This window comes from Serratia sp. LACPHL-BACT-2024-00286, assembly GCF_043109535.1.
In the GTDB taxonomy this organism is placed as follows: Bacteria; Pseudomonadota; Gammaproteobacteria; order Enterobacterales; family Enterobacteriaceae; genus Serratia; species Serratia sarumanii.
Genome location: NZ_JBICNA010000006.1, coordinates 306,351 through 327,294, shown reverse-complemented (window position 1 = coordinate 327,294; position 20,944 = coordinate 306,351). Strand labels below are relative to the sequence as shown.

Here is a 20,944-nt window from a genome sequence, read left to right as displayed (position 1 = left end):
AGTGAGATGAATTTTTAGCGGATAGTTATCCGTTATCTAACAACATAGCATTACGATCGAACCCATTACCAGGTATCGATGCGATGATTAATGCTACAGCTCCAACTCATGAAACGCCGCGCCGTCTGGCGGACAAAGTCGTGCTGGTGAGCGGCGGCGGCACAGGCATCGGCCGCGCCGCCGCGCTGGCCTATGCCCGCGAAGGCGCCAAAGTGGCGCTGGCCGGCCGACGCGCGGCGGAAATCGAAGCCACGGCGCGCGACATCGCGCTCGCCGGCGGCGACGCCCTGCCCATCGTGGCCGACGTCTCCCAGGAAAACGATATCCGCAGGCTGCTCGCCACGGTGACCGCCCACTACGGCCGGCTCGACGTCGCCTTCAACAACGCCGGCATCATCGGCAACTTCGCTCCCATCACCGAACAGAGCAGCGAAGATTTTGACCGGGTGATCGCCATTAACCTCAGAGGCGTCTGGCTGGCGATGAAATACGAGATTGAAACCTTCCTGGCTCAGCGCTCGGGCGGCGTGATCGTTAACACTTCCTCCTGGCTGACCCACGGCGCGCTGGCCGGCTCATCCAGCTACTCCGCCAGCAAAGGCGCGCTCGATGCGATGATCCGCGCGGTGGCGCTCGAATACAGCGGCCAGGGCATCCGCGTCAACAACATCAACCCCGGCATCATCGACACGCCGATGGCGCGCGGCAGCGTGGCCGACAGCGCGGCGTTCGCGCCCTTTATCGCCCACACGCCCGCCGGCCGCCTGGGCGAATCGGAAGACATCGGTGATGTGGCGCTGTGGCTGGCGACGGACGAAGCCCGCTTCATCACCGGCCAAAGCCTGCTGGTGGACGGCGGTTACACCATCGCCGGCATGCGCTGAGGAGACGACGCCATGAACTACGTTCGGCTTGGCGACAGCGGCCTGAAGGTGTCCCGCCTCTGCTTGGGCGGCATGACCTACGGCGATCCGGCCTGGCGCCCCTGGGTGCTGAAGGAGGATGAAGCGCGCCCCTTTATCCGCGAGGCGCTGGAAGCGGGCATCAATTTCTTCGATACCGCCAACATTTACTCCGACGGAGAAAGCGAACGCATTCTCGGCCGCGCGCTGAAGGCGTTCGCCCGTCGAGAAGACGTGGTGATCGCCACCAAGGCCTACTTTCCGATGGACGCGCAGCCGAACAGCCGGGGGCTGTCGCGCAAGCACCTGCTGCACAGCATTGACGCCTCCTTGCAGCGGTTGGGAACGGATTACCTCGATCTGTTCGTGCTGCACCGCTTCGACACCGAAACGCCGATCGAAGAAACTGCCGACACCCTCGATGGCCTGGTGCGGGCGGGCAAGATCCGCTATCTCGGCGCGTCTTCACTGCACGCCTGGCGCCTGATGAAAATGCTGGCCTTTCAACGTCAGCACCGCCTGGCGCCGTTTATTTCGTTGCAAAGCCAATACAACCTGGTGACGCGTGAAGACGAAGAGGAACTGATCCCGCTGTGCCTGGAGGAAGGTCTTGGCCTGACGCCCTGGTCGCCGCTGGCCCGCGGCGTGCTGGCCGGCTCCGGCAGTGGCGGCACGCTGCGCGCCGCCACCGACGAGCAGGCCCCCCGTTGGTACGGCGGCAGAAAAGAGGTCGAACGCACCGTCGCTGCGGTAGCGGAGGTGGCGGCCGCGCGCGGCGTTCCCCCGGCGCAGATTGCGCTGGCCTGGCTGTTGGCCAAACCCGGCGTGGCATCGCCGCTGGTGGGCATGTCCAAGCCACACCATCTGCAGGATGCGCTGGCGGCGCTAGACCTCAGGCTATCGCAAGAAGACGTGGCCGCGCTGGAGGCGCCAATGGCGCACGCTGCCCGCCCCGAACGTTGGTAGCCCCTTTTCCTTCATTCCAGGAGAAAGACATGGCATACGCTGTGACCGCGCGAGCGGCGTTATTCACCCTCGCTACTACACTCACCCTCAGCGCGCCGGCGCAGGCCGCCGTCGATGCACACTGTACAGAAAGCAGCATGACGCTGCCGCCCGGCGCGCTTTACCCCAACGGCATCGCCCGCGCGGCGGACGGCACGCTGTATGTCGGCCTGATCACCAGCGGCAACGTGCTGCGCAAACGGCCGGGTAAAGCGTGGGAAACCTTTTTCCCCGGCGCTGACACGGTGTTCGCCTCAAACGCGCTGCGGCTGGACGAACGGCGCGGGCTGCTGTGGGGCAATTCGCCGGATTTCCTCTCCGGCGGCAAAACGCGCGCCAACCGCATCTACGCGCTGAACGTCGCGGATGGCACGCTCAACCGCAGCCTGGCGCTGCCGGCGGGAGAAATGGGCAACGATATCGTGCTCGGCGCAGACGGTACGGTGTACGTGACGGAAACCCGCGGCGGCGGCATCCTGCGCCTGCGGCCGGGCGAAGCGGCATTCAGTACGCTGTATCAGGATCCACGCTTAGCGGCGCCCAGCGGGCTGGGCGCCGCCGGGATCGTGCTGCTCGACGACCGGCTGCTGGCTGTCGCCAATTTCGGCACCGGTAAGCTCTACACCTTCCGCTATAACGATCCAAAGCCGCAGCTGACGGAAATGCAGCTGCCGCGCCTGATTGAAAACCCGGACGGGATGGGGTTGGCACCGGACGGCGCGCTGATCGTGCTGGAAAACGGGATCCAGAGCGGCCAGGGGCGGATCCTGCGGATCCCGTCTCCCAAGGCGGCAGGCATGCACCGGATTGAGGTCTTGCGCGAAGGCATGGAATCGCCGGTCAATCTGACTATCACCCCACAAGGCTGCGCCTTCGTCAGCGAATCGCGCATTCGCCACCGCCTGCTGCCCGGCCATGAATCCGAAGTGCCCGACAGCTTCCGTCTCTATCAACTGCCCCTGCCCCTCACCGCCGCGCAATAAACTCCACGCCGCCTCAGCGGGCGGCGACTTGCGTTGTGCCGTTAACATCCAATGAATTGAAAATATTTATTTCGATGGTATTAATCAGAACTATGATTAATTCTAACTTAACAAACTGATTTTAATTAAATTGTTCCACTACACATCGCTGATTATACTTGCCTTATCCCCCACCTCATTATCATCGAGCGTATTCATGAGCCGATACCATATTTCCAGCAGCGAAGGTCAATATGAGAAAGAATCCGGCGAGCAAGTTCTAGCCAATAAGCTGGGCATCACCGATAGCGACGAACTCGACGGCGCCGAGTTGGTGTTGCTGGAGCAGCTCTACCGTTCCGTTTTCGAACAGCACTTTCCATTAGGAAGAATCACCGTCGAGATGCTTAAGGGATGGCATCACCGCTGGTTAGGCAATATTTATGCGTGGGCTGGACAAGCAAGAACCGTCAATATCAGCAAAGGAGGCTTCATGTTTGCCCCTTCGACGCGATTGCCCAAACTACTGGACGATTTCGAAGTGAAATACCTGGCAAGTTACACACCTTGCTCAGACATGAGCGAAGAACAGCTGATAGAAGCGATCGCGATAATCCATGTTGAACTGATACTCATACATCCTTTTAGAGAAGGGAATGGCCGTTTGTCACGGCTGCTGGCCGATGTGATGGCGGTTCAGGGTGGGCATAAACCGTTGGATTATCAAAGCTGGGAACAAAACAGAGCCCAATATATCTCGGCTATTCACTCGGGTATGAACATGAACTACGAGCCGATGAAACACTGGGTCAACCAAGCACTAAGAAAGTATTAGGCAAGGCGCAGATGAGCGAATTTTTTACGCACTTCTTCTAAAGAAGCTTCAATTCTGGCTGAAGGTTGACCTGTTTCAACCGCCGTTGATGTCGCCACTGAGCGGGCAATGTCCGTACGAGATGGCTTAACATAACCCACCGGCACTTTTTTAGTATTACTCATGACGCCCCCCGATCAGAAAATTCATTGATGAGATTATATCAAGGATTGTTCATAACTTCATGCCCCTCACCGCCGCGCAATAAACTCCACGCCGCCTCAGCGGGCGGCGACTTGCGTTGTTGCCCGCAGGCGAACGACAATCTCGCTTCGTTACAACTCCTCCTTGCGCAGCGCTTCCCATTTTTACCTGTGACAGCCGATTGCCCGCTGGGCTAGTATAAGCGTCTGTGCAAACCTCGGGTTTGAGCGCGCCGTTTGGCGTTTTGATGATTTGATTTGCGCCGCCCGCCAAGCGCTGAATGGGGCGGCGCCTGCTGAAACAATGTGATAGCGAATGACGACAATGAAAATCACAGTTCCCTTTACATTCAATGGATTGGAAAAATAATCGCATGAATAGCACCGATAAACTCGATTCGCATACGCCGATGATGCAGCAGTACCTGCGCCTCAAGGCCCAGCATCCTGAAATCCTGCTGTTCTACCGCATGGGCGACTTCTACGAGCTGTTTTACGACGACGCCAAGCGCGCTTCCCAGCTGCTGGATATCTCGCTGACCAAACGCGGCGCCTCGGCGGGTGAACCGATCCCGATGGCCGGCGTGCCGCACCACGCGGTAGAGAACTACCTGGCCAAGCTGGTACAGCTCGGCGAGTCCGTCGCCATCTGCGAGCAGATCGGCGATCCGGCCACCAGTAAAGGGCCGGTCGAGCGCAAAGTGGTGCGTATCGTCACCCCCGGCACCATCACCGACGAAGCGCTGCTGCAAGAGCGCCAGGACAACCTGCTGGCGGCGATCTGGCAGGACGCGCGCGGCTTCGGCTACGCCACGCTGGACGTGAGCTCCGGCCGCTTTCGCGTCGCCGAGCCGCAGGATCTGGAAACCATGGCCGCCGAGCTGCAGCGCACCAATCCGGCCGAGCTGCTCTACCCGGAAACCTTCGAACAAATGGCGCTGATCGAACAGCGCCACGGCCTGCGCCGCCGCCCGCTGTGGGAATTCGAGCTTGAGACCGCGCGTCAGCAGCTCAACCTGCAGTTCGGCACCCGCGATTTGACCGGTTTCGGCGTCGAACAGGCGCACCAGGCGCTGCGCGCCGCCGGCTGCCTGCTGCAGTACGTCAAAGATACTCAGCGCACTTCGCTGCCGCACATTCGCGGCATCACCATGGAGCGCCAGCAGGACGGCATCATCATGGACGCCGCCACCCGCCGCAACCTGGAACTGACGCAGAGCCTGTCCGGCGGCAGCGACAACACGCTGGCGGCGATCCTCGATCGCACGGTCACGCCGATGGGCAGCCGCATGCTGAAACGCTGGCTGCACATGCCGACCCGCGATATCAAGGTTCTCACCGCCCGCCAACAGGCGATCGGCGCATTGCAGGAGCTGTTCACCGATCTGCAGCCTTCGCTGCGTCAGGTGGGCGATCAGGAGCGAATTTTGGCGCGTCTGGCGCTGCGCACCGCCCGGCCGCGCGATCTGGCGCGCATGCGCCATGCTTTCCAGCAACTGCCGGACATCCGCGCGCTGCTGCAAGATGTGGATACCCCGCACGTGCAGCAGCTGCTGTCTCAGGTGGGCCAGTTCGACGAGCTGCGCGAGCTGCTGGAGCGCGCGGTCATTGAATCCCCGCCGGTGCTGGTGCGCGACGGCGGCGTGATCGCCCCCGGTTACAACAGTGAGCTGGACGAGTGGCGCGCACTGGCCGACGGCGCCAGCGATTACCTCGATCGGCTGGAGATCCGCGAGCGTGAAAAGCTGGGGCTGGATACGCTCAAGGTCGGCTTCAACGGCGTACACGGCTACTACATTCAGGTCAGCCGCGGCCAAAGCCACCTGGTGCCGATCCACTATGTGCGCCGTCAGACGCTGAAAAACGCCGAGCGCTACATCATCCCGGAATTGAAAGAGTACGAAGACAAAGTGCTCACCTCCAAGGGCAAGGCGCTGGCGATCGAGAAAAGCCTGTACGACGAGTTGTTCGATCTGTTGCTGCCACACCTGGCGGAACTGCAGCAAAGCGCCGCCGCACTGGCCGAACTGGACGTGCTGGCCAACCTGGCCGAGCGCGCCGATACCCTGAACTACGCTTGCCCGACCATGAGCGAGCAGCCGGGGATCCGCATTACCGAAGGCCGTCACCCGGTGGTGGAGCAGGTGCTGAGCGAGCCGTTTATCTCCAACCCGCTCACCCTGTCGCCACAGCGCCGTATGCTGATCATTACCGGCCCGAACATGGGCGGTAAAAGCACTTATATGCGGCAAACGGCGCTGATCGTGCTGATGGCGCACATCGGCAGTTACGTGCCGGCCACCAAGGCCACCATCGGCCCGGTGGATCGCATCTTCACCCGCGTCGGCGCGGCGGACGATCTGGCTTCCGGCCGCTCCACCTTCATGGTGGAGATGACCGAAACCGCCAACATCCTGCACAACGCCACCGAGCACAGCCTGGTGTTGATGGATGAAATCGGCCGCGGCACCTCCACCTACGACGGCCTGTCGCTGGCCTGGGCCTGCGCCGAGAACCTGGCCAACCGCATCAAGGCGATGACGCTGTTCGCCACCCACTACTTCGAGCTGACGACCCTGCCGGAGAAAATGGAAGGCGTGGTCAACGTGCATCTGGACGCGCTCGAACATGGCGATACCATCGCCTTCATGCACAGCGTGCAGGACGGTGCCGCCAGCAAAAGCTATGGCCTGGCGGTCGCCGCATTGGCCGGCGTACCGCGCGACGTCATCAAGCGCGCCCGCCAGAAGCTGCGCGAGCTGGAGTCTATCTCCAGCCACACCGCCTCGGGCAGCGTCGATGCCACCCAGATGACGCTGCTGCAGGAAGAAACCTCGCCGGCGGTTGAAGCCCTGGAAGCGCTGGATCCGGATTCCCTGTCGCCGCGCCAGGCGCTGGAATGGATCTACCGGCTGAAAAATATGGTGTAGTCTGGCGCCAAACGCGGGCATAAAAAAACGGTGAGCATGACGCTCACCGTTTTTATTTGATGCGGTTCAACAACCGGCGTTATTCGCGGAACAGCGCCTCAATGCTCAGGCCCTGCATCTGCAGAATCTCACGCAGACGGCGCAGACCTTCAACCTGAATCTGACGGACGCGCTCGCGCGTCAGGCCAATCTCCCGGCCTACGTCTTCCAGCGTCGCCGCTTCATAGCCCAGCAGGCCGAAACGACGCGCCAACACTTCACGCTGTTTGGCGTTCAGTTCGAACAGCCATTTGACGATGCTTTGCTTCATATCGTCGTCTTGCGTGGTGTCTTCAGGCCCGTTGTCCTTCTCGTCGGCCAGAATGTCCAGCAGCGCTTTCTCCGAATCCCCGCCCAGCGGCGTATCCACCGAGGTGATGCGCTCATTCAGACGCAGCATGCGGCTGACGTCATCCACCGGCTTGTCGAGTTGCTCGGCAATCTCTTCAGCGCTCGGTTCATGATCCAGCTTGTGGGAAAGCTCGCGCGCGGTGCGCAGATAGACATTCAGTTCTTTGACGATATGGATAGGCAAACGAATGGTACGGGTTTGGTTCATGATCGCCCGTTCAATCGTCTGACGGATCCACCAGGTTGCGTAAGTGGAGAAGCGGAAACCGCGTTCCGGGTCGAATTTTTCCACTGCGCGAATCAGACCGAGGTTACCCTCTTCGATCAGATCCAGCAGCGCCAGACCGCGGTTGCTGTAGCGGCGGGCGATTTTCACCACCAGCCGCAGGTTGCTTTCAATCATGCGGCGGCGGGACGGCACGTCACCGCGCAGAGCACGCCGCGCAAAATAGACTTCTTCCTCTGCGGTCAGCAGAGGTGAATAACCGATCTCACCCAGATAGAGCTGCGTCGCATCCAATACGCGTTGCGTAACGCCTTGAGACAACAGCTCTTCTTCCGCTAAATCGTTCTCGCTGGTCTCTTCTTCTACCAGCGCTTTTTCATCAAACGACTCGGCCTCAGCTCCATTCTCGTCGAAATCCGCATCATCATGTAACTCGTTAACTTTCAGCGTATTTTGGCTCATATGCTGCTCCTACCCGTGATACCGCGAGCAGAATCTCAGCGTATTCTGCCCAATCTATCGCTGCGGAAGATAACGCAGCGGGTTTACGGATTTCCCCTTGTAACGAATTTCAAAATGCAAACGTACTGAACTGGTACCGGTGCTACCCATGGTGGCTATTTTTTGACCCGCCTTCACTTCTTGTTGTTCCCGGACCAGCATTGTGTCGTTATGAGCGTAGGCGCTCAGGTAATCATCATTATGTTTGATGATGATTAGATTACCGTAACCCCGTAAAGCGTTGCCTGCATACACTACGCGGCCATCGGCGGTAGCGAATATCGGCTGCCCACGGGAACCGGCGATATCGACACCCTTATTCCCACCTTCTGATGAGGAAAAGTTATCAATAACCTTACCGTCAGTCGGCCATCTCCAGGTACTGACCGGAGCGCTGTTGCTGACGGTGCTGCTCACTGGTGGAGCGGCTTCCGGCGCGGTAACAGGCGCAGCCGCGGTCCCAACCGCTGCGGCCCCTGCTGCAGGTAACATCTTACCTACATTCTGTTTACCCGAGTTTTCAGAATACGCGTTAGTTGATTGAGAATCAACCGTTGCCGTCTGGATCTGGGAGGTGGAAGGTGGCTTCGGAACGCCGCCTTGGGTCGCGTCAGTCGTCGCCAACATACCGCCGCCGCCGTTGGCGGAACCATTACCAAGCTGAATGGTTTGGCCAACATTCAGGCTGTATGGCTCGGGAATATTGTTGCGCTGCGCCAGGTCGCGGAAATCGTTGCCGGTGATCCAGGCAATATAAAACAGCGTGTCGCCGCGCTTGACCGTATAGGTGTCGCCGCCGCTGTAACTCCCTTTAGGAATGGCGTTATAACTGCGGTTATAAACAATGCGGCCCTCTGGACTGGCCTGCTGCGCCCCGCCATTATTATTGCCGGATGGAACGGCGCCGCCGCCACCCACGCTGCTGATAGGGGCCGACGTTGAGGCATTGTTCGTACAACCCGCCAACCACAAACTTACCATCGTACACACCGCAACCCGGCGTAACGTAATCATTGGGCTTCCCGTGCTCATGCTTCCCCCATGACAGCAATATCAGTGATATATCCAAAATACCCTTTACATCGTAGCCGAGCTTTTGCCACTTCCCAGTTTCTGCGATGTAAAGGCGCCGCCGGCCGATCCCTGAATGCCAGGTCATCTCGCGCCGGAGCATCAAAACGCGCGCCAATGCTAACCAGATTGGCGTTGCCGCACCATAAGACAACTACGTAGAAAGGCCAATTCTAGTGAAAATTAACCTGATTGGAACGAGAAAACCTTATCCGGGCATGATGAAAGTGCAACAGATTTTGCCGACGGTCGAAAAATCAGACGATCGCTAGGCCAATTCGCCTTTCACCAGCGGCACAAAGCGCACCGCTTCTACCGCATCGACAACGAACTCGTTGCCATGACGCTGAATGCGTTTGAGAGTTTGAGCCTGCTCCCCCACCGGCAACACCAAAATGCCGCCGTCGTCCAACTGTTCCACCAGCGCCTGCGGGATCTCCGGCGGCGCGGCAGTGACGATGATCGCATCGAACGGGCCGCGCGACGCCCAGCCCTGCCAGCCATCGCCGTGGCGGGTGGAAACATTGTGGAGATCGAGCTGCTTCAGGCGGCGCTTGGCCTGCCACTGCAACCCCTTGATGCGTTCGACGGAACAAACGTGTTGCACCAGATGCGCCAGGATGGCGGTCTGATAGCCGGAGCCGGTGCCGATCTCCAACACCCGCGAGGTGGGCGTCAGATTCAGCAGTTCGGTCATCCGCGCCACCATATAAGGCTGGGAAATGGTCTGGCCGGAGCCGATCGGCAATGCGGTGTTTTCGTAGGCCTTATGATCCAGCGCTTCGTCGACAAAACGCTCGCGCGGCACCGCCTCGATCGCCCGCAGCAGCTTTTCGTCCCGGATTCCCTGCTGCCGCAGCTGCGTCAGCAATGTTTGCATGCGCTTGTTCACCATTCCCCGCTAACCTCTGCTTTGGTTAACCATGTTTTCACGACTTCTTGCGCCGCGTAGGCGGTTAAATCCACCTGCAGCGGCGTTATCGCCACATAGCCTTGTTCCACCGCCGCAAAGTCGGTATCCGGCCCGGCATCAAATTTATCACCAGGCGGCCCGATCCAGTAGATATTTTGTCCGCGCGGATCCTGCTGGCAGAAGACCTTGTCGGCTGGATGGCGGCTGCCGCAGCGGGTCACGCGCAGGCCTTTGATCTCCGTCAGCGGCAGATCCGGTACGTTGATATTCAGGATTTTTCCGGTTCGCAACGGTTCGCGCTGCAGCGCGCGCAGGATGCGGCAGGTAATGACGGCGGCGGTCGCGTAGTGCCGGTGGCCGTTCAGCGACACCGCCAGCGCCGGCAGCCCAAGGTGCCGGCCCTCCATCGCCGCCGCGACGGTGCCGGAATAGATGACGTCGTCGCCTAAATTCGGCCCGGCGTTGATGCCGGAGACCACGATATCGGGCGCCGGGCGCATCAAGGCGTTGACGCCAAGGTAAACGCAGTCGGTCGGCGTCCCCTGCAGCACCGCAATATCCCCGTTGGCCAGCGTCTGCGTGCGCAGCGGCGACTCCAGCGTTAAGGCATTGGAAGAGCCGCTGCGGTTACGATCCGGCGCCACAACCTGCACCTCGGCGAATTCCCGCAGCGCCGCCGCCAGCACCTGAATGCCCGGAGCGCTGACGCCGTCATCGTTACTCAGCAATATCCGCATCGCTGTCATCCTGCTGCATGATCTCGCGAACCACGCTGGTGGCGAAGCTGCCTGCCGGCAGCCAGAAGCGCAGTTCCACGGTAACGTCATCCCACCAGCTCCACCGCATATTTTGCGGCTGCAGCAGCAGGGCCCGACGAGCGGGGTCGACACGCTCGCGCTTTAAAAGCGTAAGCAATTCCGGCTGCTCCGCCAAGCATTGTTGTTCAAATGCCAACGCGCTGCCGGCGCTGCCCGGCTCGCCGTCGCCCGGCAACGTCGCGGTGACAACCAGCTCACCGGCATCCAAGCGCTGTTGCAACGTCTCCAGCTCATCGGCTTTGGCGACAAACCAGCTGCCGCGGCCGCTCAGCTGCAGGGCGTCACCTTCCAGCACGGTGCGCTGCAGGCCGTCCGCCAGGCGCCTGCTCGCGACCTGATTAAACAGCGCGCTGCGGCTGGCAGAGAGGTAAAAACTGCGCTTGCTGCGCTCTTTGACGCGAATTTCATCATTCGCCCAGCGGCGCGCCATCACCAGGTTGTTGCCGCTACGGCCGAAACGCTGGCTGCCGAAGTAGTTCGGCACGCCCTGCGCGGCGATGGCCTGCAGGCGGTGTTCCACATCCTGCCGATCGGAAATATGGCGCAGCACCAGCGTAAAGTGGTTGCCCTTCAGGTTGCCGATGCGCATTTTACGCAGGTGGCGGGCGTACGAGAGCACCTCGCAGCCTTCCAGCGCAAACCGGGAGAAATCCGGCGTGTCCTTGCCCGGCATATGCAGGCAGAACCACTGTTCGGTCACCGCGTGGCGATCCTTCAAGCCGGCATAGCTGACGGAACGGGCGTGAATACCGGCGAAGCGCGCCAGATAGTCGGCCACGAACTGGGTATTGCAGCCGTTTTTGCGGATGTTCACCAGCACGTGCTCGCCTTCACCGTCCGGTGCAAAGCCCAGATCTTCCACCACCACGAAATCTTCCGGATTGGCTTTCAACACCCCGGTGCTCTGCGGCCGGCCATGCAGCCAGGTCAGATTCGCCATATCCATGCGGTTATTCCTTGATCAGCAAGGCAACCGCTTCGCAGGCGATGCCCTCACCGCGCCCGGTGAAGCCGAGCTGCTCGGTGGTGGTGGCCTTCACGTTGACGTCATCCATATGGCACTGCAGATCTTCCGCCAGGAAAACGCGCATCTGCGGGATGTGCGGCGCCATTTTCGGCGCCTGGGCGATAATGGTGATATCGAGGTTACCGAGGCGATACCCTTTGGCGCGAATGCGTTTCCAGGCTTCGCGCAGCAGTTCGCGGCTGTCGGCGCCTTTGAACGCCGGATCGGTATCGGGGAACAGCTTGCCGATATCGCCCAGCGCCGCCGCGCCCAGCAGGGCATCGGTCGCGGCGTGCAGCGCGACGTCACCGTCGGAGTGGGCCAGCAAACCTTTGTCGTAAGGGATGCGAACACCGCCGATCACCAACGGGCCTTCGCCGCCGAATTTATGTACGTCAAAACCGTGACCGATACGCATGATGCGCTCCTTAATTGTCTAACTGAGTCAAATAGAACGCCGCCAGCGCCAAATCCTCCGGCCGCGTTACTTTAATGTTGTCCGCCCGGCCGGCGATCAGCAGCGGATGGTAACCGCAATGCTCCAGCGCCGAGGCTTCGTCGGTGACGTTCGCGCCTTCATCCAGCGCGCGCTGCAGGCACTGCTTGAGCAACGGCAGCGGAAACAGCTGCGGCGTCAGCGCGTGCCACAAATCCTGCCGATCGACGGTATGGGCGATGGTTTCGCAGCCGGGTTCGGCGCGTTTCATGGTGTCGCGCACCGGCGCGGCGAGAATGCCGCCGACCTTACTGTGTGCGGTAATCGCCAGCAGGCGCTCGAGATCGTCGGCGTGCAGGCAGGGGCGCGCGGCGTCGTGCACCAGCACCCAGTCCGCATCGCCCGCCAGATTCAGCCCGGCCATCACCGAATCCGCGCGCTGCTTGCCGCCCTCGGTGACGATCACCCGCGGATCCTGGGCGATCGGCAACTGTTCGAACTGGCGATCTTCGGGGCCGATCGCCACGATCACCCGCTCGATGCGCGGGTGGCGCAACAGGGCATGGATGGCGTGTTCGACGATGCTATGCCGACCGATAGTTAAATATTGCTTCGGGCATTCCGCCTGCATGCGGCTGCCGATACCGGCAGCGGGCAGGACGGCAATCACCGAGGGAAAGGTGCCTGCGGAGTGATTCATGCGTTATTTTTGTGCGTTGTTTTGCGAGGAAGACGCCGCGTTGCGTCTGGATTGGTCAGGAACCAGACGATAGAAAGTCTCACCGGGCTTGATCATGCCCAGCTCATTACGCGCACGCTCTTCGATCGCTTCCTGTCCGCCGTTCAAATCGTCGATTTCGGCAAACAGCTGATCGTTACGCGCTTTCAACTTGGCGTTGTTGCCCTGCTGGACCGCAACGTCTTCATTGACCCGCACGTAATCGTGAATACCATTTTTGCCCAGCCACAGTGAATACTGTAACCAACCGAGCAATGCCAGCAATAGCAGCGTAAGTTTTCCCATCTCCGCCCCCTGAAAAACCGACCAATCATCCCACAACTTCTCGTTGGACTCCACACTGAGAGCGGCATTTCAACGCCAAATTCAGAATACGGATGAAGGGTTCCCGAGTTTATAACCCAAATCCGCGGCGAAAGCGGCAAAAAAAGCCCCTTTTACCCGACGCGCGCGGCGCGTTTTCCGATGAGAGACACACTGCCCTTCCTCCATTATGCAGCAAGAATCACTGCACCGCCGCTTACCGGCCCATCGCTTACGCCACAGCAATGCAAAAAATGAATATTTACCACCATAGAAAGAATAATCCTCATGCAGCGGTTGCACTTTCATTCATTGAAGCTTATTTTTATGCACTACTAGTGCATAAATAATTCCAATGTATAACCTTTCATTATCGGGGATCGCGATGTTAAAACGTTTAGTTCTGATCGGCGCCTGCCTGGCCGCCACCTTCTCCACCGCCGCGTTGGCGGCTGAACCTACCTACGTCGTCGGCTCCGGCGGCACCTATCGGCCGTTCGAATTTGAAAACAGCCAAAAACAGCTGGAAGGGTTCGACATCGACATCATCAAAGCGGTGGCCAAGGCCGAAGGCTTCCAAATCAAACTGATCAATACGCCGTGGGAAGGGATCTTCGCCACGCTGAATTCCGGCGATCGCGATATCATCATTTCCGGCATCACCATCACCGACAAACGCAAGCAAATGGTTGATTTCTCTGCGCCTTACTTCCCGGCCGAACAGGCCATCGTCGTGCCGCAAGACTCGACGGTCGATTCCATCGCCGCGCTGAAAGCGCTGAAGGTCGGCGTGGTGAACTCCAGCACCGGCGACATCGTGGTGTCCGATGTGCTGGGCAAAAACAGCACCGCCATCAAGCGCTTCGACAATACGCCGCTGATGCTGCAGGAGCTGTATGAAGACGGCATCGGCGCGGCGGTCGGCGACGTCGGCGTGGCCAAGTTCTATATCAAAACCCACCCTGAGAAGGCCTTCAAGCTGGTGTCCGACGCCAAGTTCGAGCGCCAGTATTTCGGCATCGCCGTCGCCAAAGGCAACGACGAACTGCGTAACAAGATTAACGCCGGCCTGAAGAAGATCGTCGCCGACGGCACCTACGCCAAGATCTACCAAACCTGGTTCGACAGCAACGTACCGACACTGCCGGCGGAATAATCAACTGGCGCGCCTCAGCGCAGTCGGCCAGTAAATAAACAGGCGTAGCGAGCTAAGTCAGATTGGGTGCGGCCAGCGCACAGCCACCGGAGTGGACACGCAGTCCATGAGGATGGCGAGCACTGCCCAATCCCAAGATGACAACGCGCAGTAGCCTTAACACGCTTAAATAAGGATCTGATCTTGAACTTCCGCTGGGAGATCATCCAGGAATACGCGCCGCTGTTTATGGAAGGCGCCTGGATGACCATCAAATGCACCATTATCTGCGTGCTGCTGGGCACCACCTGGGGATTGATCCTCGGGCTGGGTCGTTTGGCGCAGGCGCCGCACGGCATCTGGAAACCCATACTGCATTACGGCGTTCAGTGGCCGGTGCGCATCTACATCAGCGCCTTTCGCGGCACGCCGTTGTTCGTACAGATCATGGTCGTGCACTTCGCGCTGGTGCCGCTGTTCATCAACCCGCGCGACGGCCTGCTGGTCACCAGCGGCCTGATGAGCGTCGATTTCGCCCGCGCGCTGCGCGCCGACTACGGCGCCTTTCTCTCCTGCGTGGTGGCGATCACGCTCAACGCCGGCGCCTATGTGTCGGAAATCTTCCGCGCCGGGATCCAGTCTATCGACCGCGGCCAAATGGAAGCTTCGCGTTCGCTGGGCATGAGCTACGGCAAGACCATGCGCCAGGTGATCCTGCCGCAGGCCTTCCGCCGCATGCTGCCGCCGCTGGGCAACAACGCCATCGCCATCGTCAAGGATTCGTCGCTGGCCTCCGCCATCGGCCTGGCGGATCTGGCCTATGCCGCCCGCACCGTCTCCGGCGCCTACGCCACCTACTGGGAGCCCTACCTGACCATTTCGCTGGTCTATTGGGTCATCACCTTCCTGCTCTCGCTGCTGGTGCAACACATGGAAAAGAGGTTCGGTAAAAGTGATTCGCGTACATAACCTGCAAAAACAGTTCGGCGAGAGCCACGTGCTGCGCGGCATTTCCTGCCGGATCGCCGCCAACGAAGTGGTGTGCGTCATCGGCCCTTCCGGCTCCGGGAAGAGCACCTTCCTGCGCTGCATCAACGCGCTGGAAACGCTCTCCGGCGGCGAGATCGAGGTCAACGGCTTCGCCGTCCACGATCAGAAAACCGACCTGAACAAGATGCGTGAAAGCGTGGGCATGGTGTTCCAGCGCTTCAACCTGTTCCCGCACATGACGGTGTTGGAAAACATCATCATGGCGCCGGTGAGCGTGAAGAAACGGCCGCGCGCCGAAGCCATCGCGCAAGCCGAACAGCTGCTGCGCAAGGTCGGCCTGCTCGACAAGATCGACGCCTACCCCAACAGCCTGTCCGGCGGCCAGCAGCAGCGGGTGGCCATCGCCCGCGCGCTGGCGATGGAGCCGAAGATCATGCTGTTCGACGAACCCACCTCCGCGCTCGATCCGGAGCTGGTGGGTGAAGTGTTGGCGGTGATGAAGTCCCTGGCCCACGAGGGCATGACCATGGTGGTGGTCACGCATGAGATGGGCTTTGCCCGCGAGGTGGCCGATCGGGTGCTGTTTATCGATCAGGGGATCATTCAGGAGGAAGGTGCGCCGCAGCAGATCTTCAGCCATCCGGCCAATCCGCGCACACAGGCGTTTCTGAGCAAAGTTTTGTAACCTTCGGCACCGCTTTGCAATCCTTCGGGCGCCGGCATCGGCGCCCGCTCTCTCACCACCCGGTCAGGAAGCTGAACACCAGCCAGAACAGGCACAGCACGATGGCGCCGGTCAGCAGCAGCGTCAGGATCAGACGACCGCGCAACAGCATGCTGAGGGTGATGCCGATCAGCACCGACAGCGGCATCAGCGCCAGGAAGAACGGCCAGGTATAAAGCAGGAAAAACAGCGTGTTGGAACCGTAAACCAGAAACGGCAACGCGAACGCCAGCCAGTAGAAAACAAAGCCGCTGACGCCGCCCAGGAAAGAATAAGAAGGCTCCTCTCTCTCCTGTTTTGACTGCTTGGAGTCGATCAAGATAGGCGTGACATTTTGCATAGTGATCCCTGGTTATTCGGCTCGCTCTGCGGCGGCTTAGAGTAAAAAGCGCATGGCGAAAAACGCCACACGCTTTTTTTGAATTCAGGGTTTGATAATAGCCTGACCACGCAACACGTCTAACAATTGCGCAATCAAATTTGTTACCAATTGTTGGCCATCGAGGTGGATTTCCGGCTGCTGCGGCGCCTCGTAAACCGCGTCGATGCCGGTGAAGTTGCGCAGCTCGCCGGCGCGCGCTTTTTTATACAATCCCTTCGGATCGCGCGCCTCGCAGATCGCCAACGGCGTGTCGACGAACACTTCGATAAAGCGATCGTCGCCGAGCATCTCGCGCACCATCTGCCGCTCGGCGCGGTGCGGCGAAATGAACGCGGTCAGCACCACCAGCCCGGCATCCACCATCAGTTTGGCCACTTCCCCCACCCGGCGGATGTTCTCGCGCCGATCTTCGTCCGAGAAGCCGAGATCGCGGCACAGGCCGTGGCGCACGTTATCGCCGTCCAACAGATAGGTGCTGACGCCGAGCCCGTGCAGCGCCTGCTCCAGCGCGCCGGCGACGGTGGATTTGCCCGAGCCGGACAGCCCGGTAAACCACAGCACCGCGCCGCGGTGGCCGTTGCGCGCTTCGCGATCCGCGCGCGTCACCGCGTGCGGATGCCAAACCACGTTCTCATCGTCCGGCCCGGTCGCCCTCAGTTCAGCGGCCACCTTATCGGCCACCGAGCAGATCGCGTGCGCCCCAGTGCGGGAAGTGCTTGCGCACCAGCGCATTCAACTCCAGCTCGAAAGCGCTGAACTCGCCGTGCGCCGCCGATGCGGCCTGCAGCGTTTCACGCACCAGACCGGCGCCCACCGTGACGTTGCTCATGCGATCGATGAAGATCAGCCCGCCGGTGTCGTGATTGCTCTGATAGCTGTCCAGCACCAGCGGCTCGTCGAAGGTCAGCTCCACCAGGCCGATGCCGTTAAGCGGCAACGTGTCTGCCGGGTGTTGCGCCAGCGTATTGATCTCCACCTGATGGCGGATGCTCTCCACGCGGGCGCGGGTCTTTTTACCGGCGATCTTGATGTCGTAGCTCTGGCCCGGCACCAGCGGCTGCTCGGCCATCCATACCACGTCCACCAGCGCGCTCTGCGCCGCCTGCAGGCTTTCGCCGGCGTCGACCAGCAGATCGCCGCGGCTGATGTCCACCTCATCCTTCAGCACCAGCGTAATCGCCTCGCCCGGCACCGCCTCTTGCAGATCGCCGTCGAAGGTCACGATGCGCGCCACGCTGGACTCCACGCCGGAAGGCAGCACCTTGACCCGTTGCCCCACCCGCACCACGCCGGCGGACAGCGTGCCGGCATAGCCGCGAAAATCGAGGTTCGGGCGGTTGACGTACTGCACCGGGAAGCGCAGCGGCTGATTTTCTCGCTCGCTGACCACGTCCACGCTTTCCAGCACTTCCAGCAGCGTCGGGCCGCTGTACCACGGCATATGGGCGCTTTCGCTCGCCACGTTGTCGCCGTCCAGCGCCGACAGCGGCACGAATTTGATGTCCAGATCGCCTGGCAGCTGCTGGGCGAAGGTCAGGTAATCCTGTTTGAACTGCTCGAACACCGCTTCCTGGTAGTCCACCAGATCCATCTTGTTCACCGCCACCACCAGATGGCGAATGCCCAGCAGGGTCGCGATAAAGCTGTGGCGGCGAGTCTGGTCCAATACCCCTTTGCGCGCGTCGATCAACAGGATCGCCAGATCGCAGGTGGAGGCACCGGTGGCCATGTTGCGGGTGTACTGCTCATGCCCCGGGGTATCGGCGATGATAAATTTGCGTTTTTCGGTCGAGAAATAGCGATAGGCCACGTCGATGGTGATGCCCTGCTCGCGCTCGGCCTGCAGGCCGTCCACCAGCAGCGCCAGATCGAGCTTCTCGCCCTGGGTGCCGATGCGTTTGCTGTCGCTGTGCAGCGTCGACAGCTGATCCTCGTAGATCTGGCGGGTATCGTGCAGCAGGCGGCCAATCAGGGTGCTTTTGCCGTCATCGACGCTGCCGCAGGTCAGAAAGCGCAGCAGGCTCTTGTGCTGCTGCGCGTGCAGATAGGATTCGACGCCGCCCTGGTCGGCGATTTGTTGTGCGATTGCGTTGTTCATCCGGCGGCTCCTTAGAAATACCCTTGACGCTTTTTCAGCTCCATCGAGCCGGACTGATCGCGATCGATCATCCGCCCCTGGCGTTCACTGGTGGTGGAGACCAGCATCTCTTCGATGATCTCCGGCAGGGTTTGCGCCTGCGAGTCCACCGCGCCGGTCAGCGGCCAGCACCCCAGAGTGCGGAAACGCACCATGCGCTGGCTGATCACTTCACCCGGCTGCAGATCGATGCGATCGTCGTCCACCATCATCAGCATGCCGTCGCGCTCCACCACCGGGCGAGGTTTCGCCAGGTACAGCGGCACGATGTCGATCTTTTCCAGGAAGATGTACTGCCAGATATCCAGCTCGGTCCAGTTCGACAGCGGGAAGACGCGGATGCTCTCCCCTTTGTTGATCTGGCCGTTGTAGTTGTGCCACAGCTCCGGCCGCTGGTTTTTCGGATCCCAGCGGTGGAAGCGATCGCGGAACGAATAGATGCGCTCTTTGGCGCGCGATTTCTCCTCGTCGCGCCGCGCACCGCCGAAGGCGGCGTCGAAACCATACTTGTTCAACGCCTGCTTCAGGCCCTCGGTCTTCATGATGTCGGTATGCTTGGCGCTGCCGTGCACAAACGGGTTGATGCCCATCGCCACCCCTTCCGGGTTTTTATGCACCAGCAGCTCGAAGCCGTACTCCTTCGCGGTGCAATCGCGGAATTCGTACATTTCGCGGAACTTCCAGCCGGTATCGACGTGCAGCAGCGGGAACGGCAACGTGCCGGGGAAGAACGCCTTGCGCGCCAGATGCAGCATCACGGAAGAGTCTTTACCGATGGAATACAGCATCACCGGGTTGGCGAATTCAGCGGCGACTTCACGGATGATATGGATACTCTCCGCCTCCAATTGCCGCAAATGAGTGAGTCGTTTTTCGTCCATAACAGATCCTTAAAAGCCTTGCCTATGCCAAATTCACGACGGCCGGGCGCGCGGCCCCTTCCGTCTGCGATTGATGCCCGAACCAGGCGATTTGATGGTGCAGTTCCACCACTTCGCCAATCACCAGCAGCGCCGGCAGCGGCGCCCGTTGGGCCAGATGTTCCAGTTGATCCAGCGTGCCGATCTGCACCTGCTGATCGGCGCGCGTGCCGCGGCTGATCACCGCCACCGGCGTATCGGCAGCGCGGCCGTGGGCGATCAGGCGTTGGCTGATGTCCGCCGCCTTCATGGTGCCCATGTAGATAGCCAGCGTCTGCCGCGCCCGGGCCAGATCGGCCCAGTCCAGGCCATCGCCGTCGGGGCGGCAGTGGCCGGTGATAAAGGTCACGCTCTGCGCGTGGTCGCGGTGCGTCAGCGGAATGCCGGCGTAGGCGGTCGCCCCCGCGGCGGCCGTGACGCCCGGCACCACCTGAAACGGAATGCCGGCGGCGGCGGCCACCTGCAGCTCTTCGCCGCCGCGGCCAAAGATGAACGGATCCCCGCCCTTCAGGCGCACCACGCGTTTGCCCTGCTGCGCCAGCTCCACCAGCAGCCGGTTGGTCTCTTCCTGGATCACCGAGTGCGCGCCGGCGCGTTTGCCCACGCAGATGCGCTCGGCGTCGCGGCGCACCAGATCGAGGATCTCGCCGCTGACCAGGTGGTCATACAGCACCACGTCCGCCTGCTGCATCACCTGCAGCCCGCGCAGGGTCAACAGCCCCACGTCGCCCGGCCCGGCGCCCACCAGGGCTATCTCGCCCTGCACGCCTTCATCGCCTGCGGCGAAGCTTTGCAAATCCTGCTCCAGCTGCCGCTCCGCCTGCGCCGTCTGGCCGTTGGCCACCAGCGTGGCGAAACGGCCGCCGAAGGCTTTCTCCCAGAAACGACGACGTTCGCCGATCGAGGCCAGCCGCTGTTTGGCCTGGCCGCGCCAGCGGCCCGCCACCTGCGCCATCTGCCCCAAACTGGCGGGCAGCAACGCCTCCAGCTTTTCGCGCAGCAACCGCGCCAGCACCGGAGCCTGGCCGCTGGACGACACCGCCACCACCAGCGGCGAGCGATCGATGATCGACGGGAAGATGAACGAACAGCGCGGCTGATCGTCCACCACGTTGGCCAACACCCGGCGTTTATCCGCCTCGGCGAACACCGCGGCATTCAGCGCGTTGTCGTCCGTGGCGGCGATCGCCAGAAACACCTCGTCCAGCTGTTGCGGGTCAAAGGTTTTCCCCAGCCAGAGCAGTTGCCCTTGCTGACGTTGTTGTTCCAGTTCCGGTGAGAGCGACTGCGCAACTATCCGTATTTCAGCCCCGGCGCGCTGAAGCAGATCGACTTTGCGCGCAGCCACGTCACCGCCGCCAACGACCAGCACCGGACGTTGTTTCAGGTCGGCAAATATTGGTAGATAGTCCACAACAGCCTTTTCATATAACAGAA

Annotated in this window: 22 protein-coding genes; 8 read left to right on the top strand and 14 right to left on the bottom strand. The window is 60.8% G+C overall.

Translation table 11 applies throughout. The features are described 5' to 3' along the window. Positions 1-83 precede the first annotated feature (83 nt). The 4 genes from ACF8MC_RS19525 to ACF8MC_RS19510 all read left to right on the top strand — a co-directional run bounded on the left by ACF8MC_RS19525 (position 84) and on the right by ACF8MC_RS19510 (position 3,704). Positions 84-884 carry an SDR family NAD(P)-dependent oxidoreductase gene (locus tag ACF8MC_RS19525; RefSeq protein ID WP_051917591.1) on the top strand — a complete coding sequence of 267 codons (801 nt, stop codon included), beginning with the start codon at positions 84-86 and terminating at the stop codon, positions 882-884. Positions 885-896: 12 nt separating this feature from the next. After that, positions 897-1,868 (top strand): aldo/keto reductase, encoded by a 972-nt coding sequence (locus tag ACF8MC_RS19520; RefSeq protein WP_060430858.1) that lies wholly within the window; start codon positions 897-899, stop codon positions 1,866-1,868. Between the two features lie 29 nt (positions 1,869-1,897). Further along, positions 1,898-2,890 carry a hypothetical protein gene (locus tag ACF8MC_RS19515; protein ID WP_239506365.1) on the top strand — a complete coding sequence of 331 codons (993 nt, stop codon included), beginning with the start codon at positions 1,898-1,900 and terminating at the stop codon, positions 2,888-2,890. A 196-nt stretch (positions 2,891-3,086) separates the two neighbouring features. Further along, positions 3,087-3,704 (top strand): Fic family protein, encoded by a 618-nt coding sequence (locus ACF8MC_RS19510; RefSeq protein WP_060439082.1) that lies wholly within the window; start codon positions 3,087-3,089, stop codon positions 3,702-3,704. Here ACF8MC_RS19510 and ACF8MC_RS19505 read toward each other — a convergent pair. Next, positions 3,701-3,868 (bottom strand): hypothetical protein, encoded by a 168-nt coding sequence (locus ACF8MC_RS19505; protein WP_162846236.1) that lies wholly within the window; start codon positions 3,866-3,868, stop codon positions 3,701-3,703. The genes ACF8MC_RS19510 and ACF8MC_RS19505 overlap by 4 nt on opposite strands. A gap of 392 nt (positions 3,869-4,260) precedes the next feature. On the opposite strand from ACF8MC_RS19505, the gene mutS reads away from it, so the two are divergent. Beyond that, complete coding sequence (gene mutS, locus ACF8MC_RS19500) at positions 4,261-6,816, top strand: DNA mismatch repair protein MutS (protein WP_060422784.1); 2,556 nt, start codon at positions 4,261-4,263, stop codon at positions 6,814-6,816. A gap of 79 nt (positions 6,817-6,895) precedes the next feature. Here mutS and rpoS read toward each other — a convergent pair whose 3' ends face one another. From rpoS to ftsB, 8 genes are all read right to left on the bottom strand, one after another. Then, positions 6,896-7,894: an RNA polymerase sigma factor RpoS gene (gene rpoS, locus ACF8MC_RS19495; protein ID WP_004932578.1), complete on the bottom strand. Its 999-nt coding sequence runs from the start codon at positions 7,892-7,894 to the stop codon at positions 6,896-6,898. A gap of 54 nt (positions 7,895-7,948) precedes the next feature. Further along, the gene (gene nlpD / locus ACF8MC_RS19490; protein ID WP_033649258.1) at positions 7,949-8,947 is read right to left on the bottom strand and encodes a murein hydrolase activator NlpD; all 999 of its coding nucleotides are present in this window, start codon (positions 8,945-8,947) and stop codon (positions 7,949-7,951) included. 325 nt (positions 8,948-9,272) lie between these two features. Next, on the bottom strand, positions 9,273-9,899 hold the full coding sequence (locus tag ACF8MC_RS19485; protein ID WP_033637164.1) for a protein-L-isoaspartate(D-aspartate) O-methyltransferase: 627 nt from the start codon (positions 9,897-9,899) through the stop codon (positions 9,273-9,275). Next, a complete protein-coding gene (gene surE / locus ACF8MC_RS19480; RefSeq protein WP_103774043.1) occupies positions 9,893-10,654 on the bottom strand; it encodes a 5'/3'-nucleotidase SurE in 762 nt (253 codons plus the stop codon). The genes ACF8MC_RS19485 and surE overlap by 7 nt, the downstream gene beginning before the upstream one ends. Continuing rightward, positions 10,635-11,681, bottom strand: coding sequence for a tRNA pseudouridine(13) synthase TruD (gene truD / locus ACF8MC_RS19475; RefSeq protein ID WP_164105364.1), 1,047 nt, complete (start codon positions 11,679-11,681; stop codon positions 10,635-10,637). The genes surE and truD overlap by 20 nt, the downstream gene beginning before the upstream one ends. A gap of 4 nt (positions 11,682-11,685) precedes the next feature. Then, positions 11,686-12,159 (bottom strand): 2-C-methyl-D-erythritol 2,4-cyclodiphosphate synthase, encoded by a 474-nt coding sequence (gene ispF / locus ACF8MC_RS19470; RefSeq protein ID WP_004932594.1) that lies wholly within the window; start codon positions 12,157-12,159, stop codon positions 11,686-11,688. Positions 12,160-12,169: 10 nt separating this feature from the next. Next, entirely contained in the window at positions 12,170-12,877 is a 708-nt protein-coding gene (gene ispD / locus ACF8MC_RS19465; RefSeq protein ID WP_060430866.1) for a 2-C-methyl-D-erythritol 4-phosphate cytidylyltransferase, read from the bottom strand. A 3-nt stretch (positions 12,878-12,880) separates the two neighbouring features. Then, positions 12,881-13,201, bottom strand: coding sequence for a cell division protein FtsB (gene ftsB, locus ACF8MC_RS19460; protein WP_016929043.1), 321 nt, complete (start codon positions 13,199-13,201; stop codon positions 12,881-12,883). A 403-nt stretch (positions 13,202-13,604) separates the two neighbouring features. Here ftsB and ACF8MC_RS19455 point away from each other — a divergent pair, with 403 nt between their 5' ends. The 3 genes from ACF8MC_RS19455 to ACF8MC_RS19445 all read left to right on the top strand — a co-directional run bounded on the left by ACF8MC_RS19455 (position 13,605) and on the right by ACF8MC_RS19445 (position 16,029). Then, positions 13,605-14,375, top strand: a complete 771-nt coding sequence (locus tag ACF8MC_RS19455) for a basic amino acid ABC transporter substrate-binding protein (RefSeq protein ID WP_033637160.1) — start codon at positions 13,605-13,607, stop codon at positions 14,373-14,375. Positions 14,376-14,555: 180 nt separating this feature from the next. Next, positions 14,556-15,323, top strand: a complete 768-nt coding sequence (locus ACF8MC_RS19450) for an amino acid ABC transporter permease (RefSeq protein ID WP_086556831.1) — start codon at positions 14,556-14,558, stop codon at positions 15,321-15,323. After that, positions 15,307-16,029: an amino acid ABC transporter ATP-binding protein gene (locus ACF8MC_RS19445; RefSeq protein ID WP_039568894.1), complete on the top strand. Its 723-nt coding sequence runs from the start codon at positions 15,307-15,309 to the stop codon at positions 16,027-16,029. The genes ACF8MC_RS19450 and ACF8MC_RS19445 overlap by 17 nt, the downstream gene beginning before the upstream one ends. 52 nt (positions 16,030-16,081) lie before the next feature. Here the strand turns inward: ACF8MC_RS19445 and ACF8MC_RS19440 are convergent, their stop codons facing one another. From ACF8MC_RS19440 to cysG, 5 genes are all read right to left on the bottom strand, one after another. Then, positions 16,082-16,408, bottom strand: a complete 327-nt coding sequence (locus ACF8MC_RS19440) for a DUF3561 family protein (RefSeq protein WP_004932611.1) — start codon at positions 16,406-16,408, stop codon at positions 16,082-16,084. 84 nt (positions 16,409-16,492) lie between these two features. Beyond that, a complete protein-coding gene (gene cysC / locus ACF8MC_RS19435) occupies positions 16,493-17,182 on the bottom strand; it encodes an adenylyl-sulfate kinase (RefSeq protein WP_077791443.1) in 690 nt (229 codons plus the stop codon). Then, entirely contained in the window at positions 17,121-18,548 is a 1,428-nt protein-coding gene (gene cysN, locus ACF8MC_RS19430; RefSeq protein ID WP_164105366.1) for a sulfate adenylyltransferase subunit CysN, read from the bottom strand. The genes cysC and cysN overlap by 62 nt, the downstream gene beginning before the upstream one ends. An 11-nt stretch (positions 18,549-18,559) precedes the next feature. Continuing rightward, positions 18,560-19,468 (bottom strand): sulfate adenylyltransferase subunit CysD, encoded by a 909-nt coding sequence (gene cysD, locus ACF8MC_RS19425; RefSeq protein ID WP_164105368.1) that lies wholly within the window; start codon positions 19,466-19,468, stop codon positions 18,560-18,562. 22 nt (positions 19,469-19,490) lie between these two features. Next, a complete protein-coding gene (gene cysG / locus ACF8MC_RS19420; RefSeq protein WP_033652938.1) occupies positions 19,491-20,921 on the bottom strand; it encodes a siroheme synthase CysG in 1,431 nt (476 codons plus the stop codon). Positions 20,922-20,944: the final 23 nt, after the last annotated feature.

Bases quoted from the DNA above. Each gene is read 5' to 3' on its own strand.
- ACF8MC_RS19525 (WP_051917591.1), top strand. From the start codon at position 84: ATGATTAATGCTACAGCTCCAACTCATGAAACGCCGCGCCGTCTGGCG.
- cysC (WP_077791443.1), bottom strand. From the start codon at position 17,182: ATGCGCTGGTGCGCAAGCACTTCCCGCACTGGGGCGCACGCGATCTGC.
- nlpD (WP_033649258.1), bottom strand. From the start codon at position 8,947: ATGATTACGTTACGCCGGGTTGCGGTGTGTACGATGGTAAGTTTGTGG.
- ACF8MC_RS19515 (WP_239506365.1), top strand. From the start codon at position 1,898: ATGGCATACGCTGTGACCGCGCGAGCGGCGTTATTCACCCTCGCTACT.
- surE (WP_103774043.1), bottom strand. From the start codon at position 10,654: ATGCGGATATTGCTGAGTAACGATGACGGCGTCAGCGCTCCGGGCATT.
- ACF8MC_RS19455 (WP_033637160.1), top strand. From the start codon at position 13,605: ATGTTAAAACGTTTAGTTCTGATCGGCGCCTGCCTGGCCGCCACCTTC.
- mutS (WP_060422784.1), top strand. From the start codon at position 4,261: ATGAATAGCACCGATAAACTCGATTCGCATACGCCGATGATGCAGCAG.
- cysD (WP_164105368.1), bottom strand. From the start codon at position 19,468: ATGGACGAAAAACGACTCACTCATTTGCGGCAATTGGAGGCGGAGAGT.
- ACF8MC_RS19440 (WP_004932611.1), bottom strand. From the start codon at position 16,408: ATGCAAAATGTCACGCCTATCTTGATCGACTCCAAGCAGTCAAAACAG.
- ACF8MC_RS19485 (WP_033637164.1), bottom strand. From the start codon at position 9,899: ATGGTGAACAAGCGCATGCAAACATTGCTGACGCAGCTGCGGCAGCAG.
- ispF (WP_004932594.1), bottom strand. From the start codon at position 12,159: ATGCGTATCGGTCACGGTTTTGACGTACATAAATTCGGCGGCGAAGGC.
- cysN (WP_164105366.1), bottom strand. From the start codon at position 18,548: ATGAACAACGCAATCGCACAACAAATCGCCGACCAGGGCGGCGTCGAA.
- ACF8MC_RS19505 (WP_162846236.1), bottom strand. From the start codon at position 3,868: ATGAGTAATACTAAAAAAGTGCCGGTGGGTTATGTTAAGCCATCTCGT.
- ftsB (WP_016929043.1), bottom strand. From the start codon at position 13,201: ATGGGAAAACTTACGCTGCTATTGCTGGCATTGCTCGGTTGGTTACAG.
- ispD (WP_060430866.1), bottom strand. From the start codon at position 12,877: ATGAATCACTCCGCAGGCACCTTTCCCTCGGTGATTGCCGTCCTGCCC.
- rpoS (WP_004932578.1), bottom strand. From the start codon at position 7,894: ATGAGCCAAAATACGCTGAAAGTTAACGAGTTACATGATGATGCGGAT.
- truD (WP_164105364.1), bottom strand. From the start codon at position 11,681: ATGGATATGGCGAATCTGACCTGGCTGCATGGCCGGCCGCAGAGCACC.
- ACF8MC_RS19520 (WP_060430858.1), top strand. From the start codon at position 897: ATGAACTACGTTCGGCTTGGCGACAGCGGCCTGAAGGTGTCCCGCCTC.
- ACF8MC_RS19510 (WP_060439082.1), top strand. From the start codon at position 3,087: ATGAGCCGATACCATATTTCCAGCAGCGAAGGTCAATATGAGAAAGAA.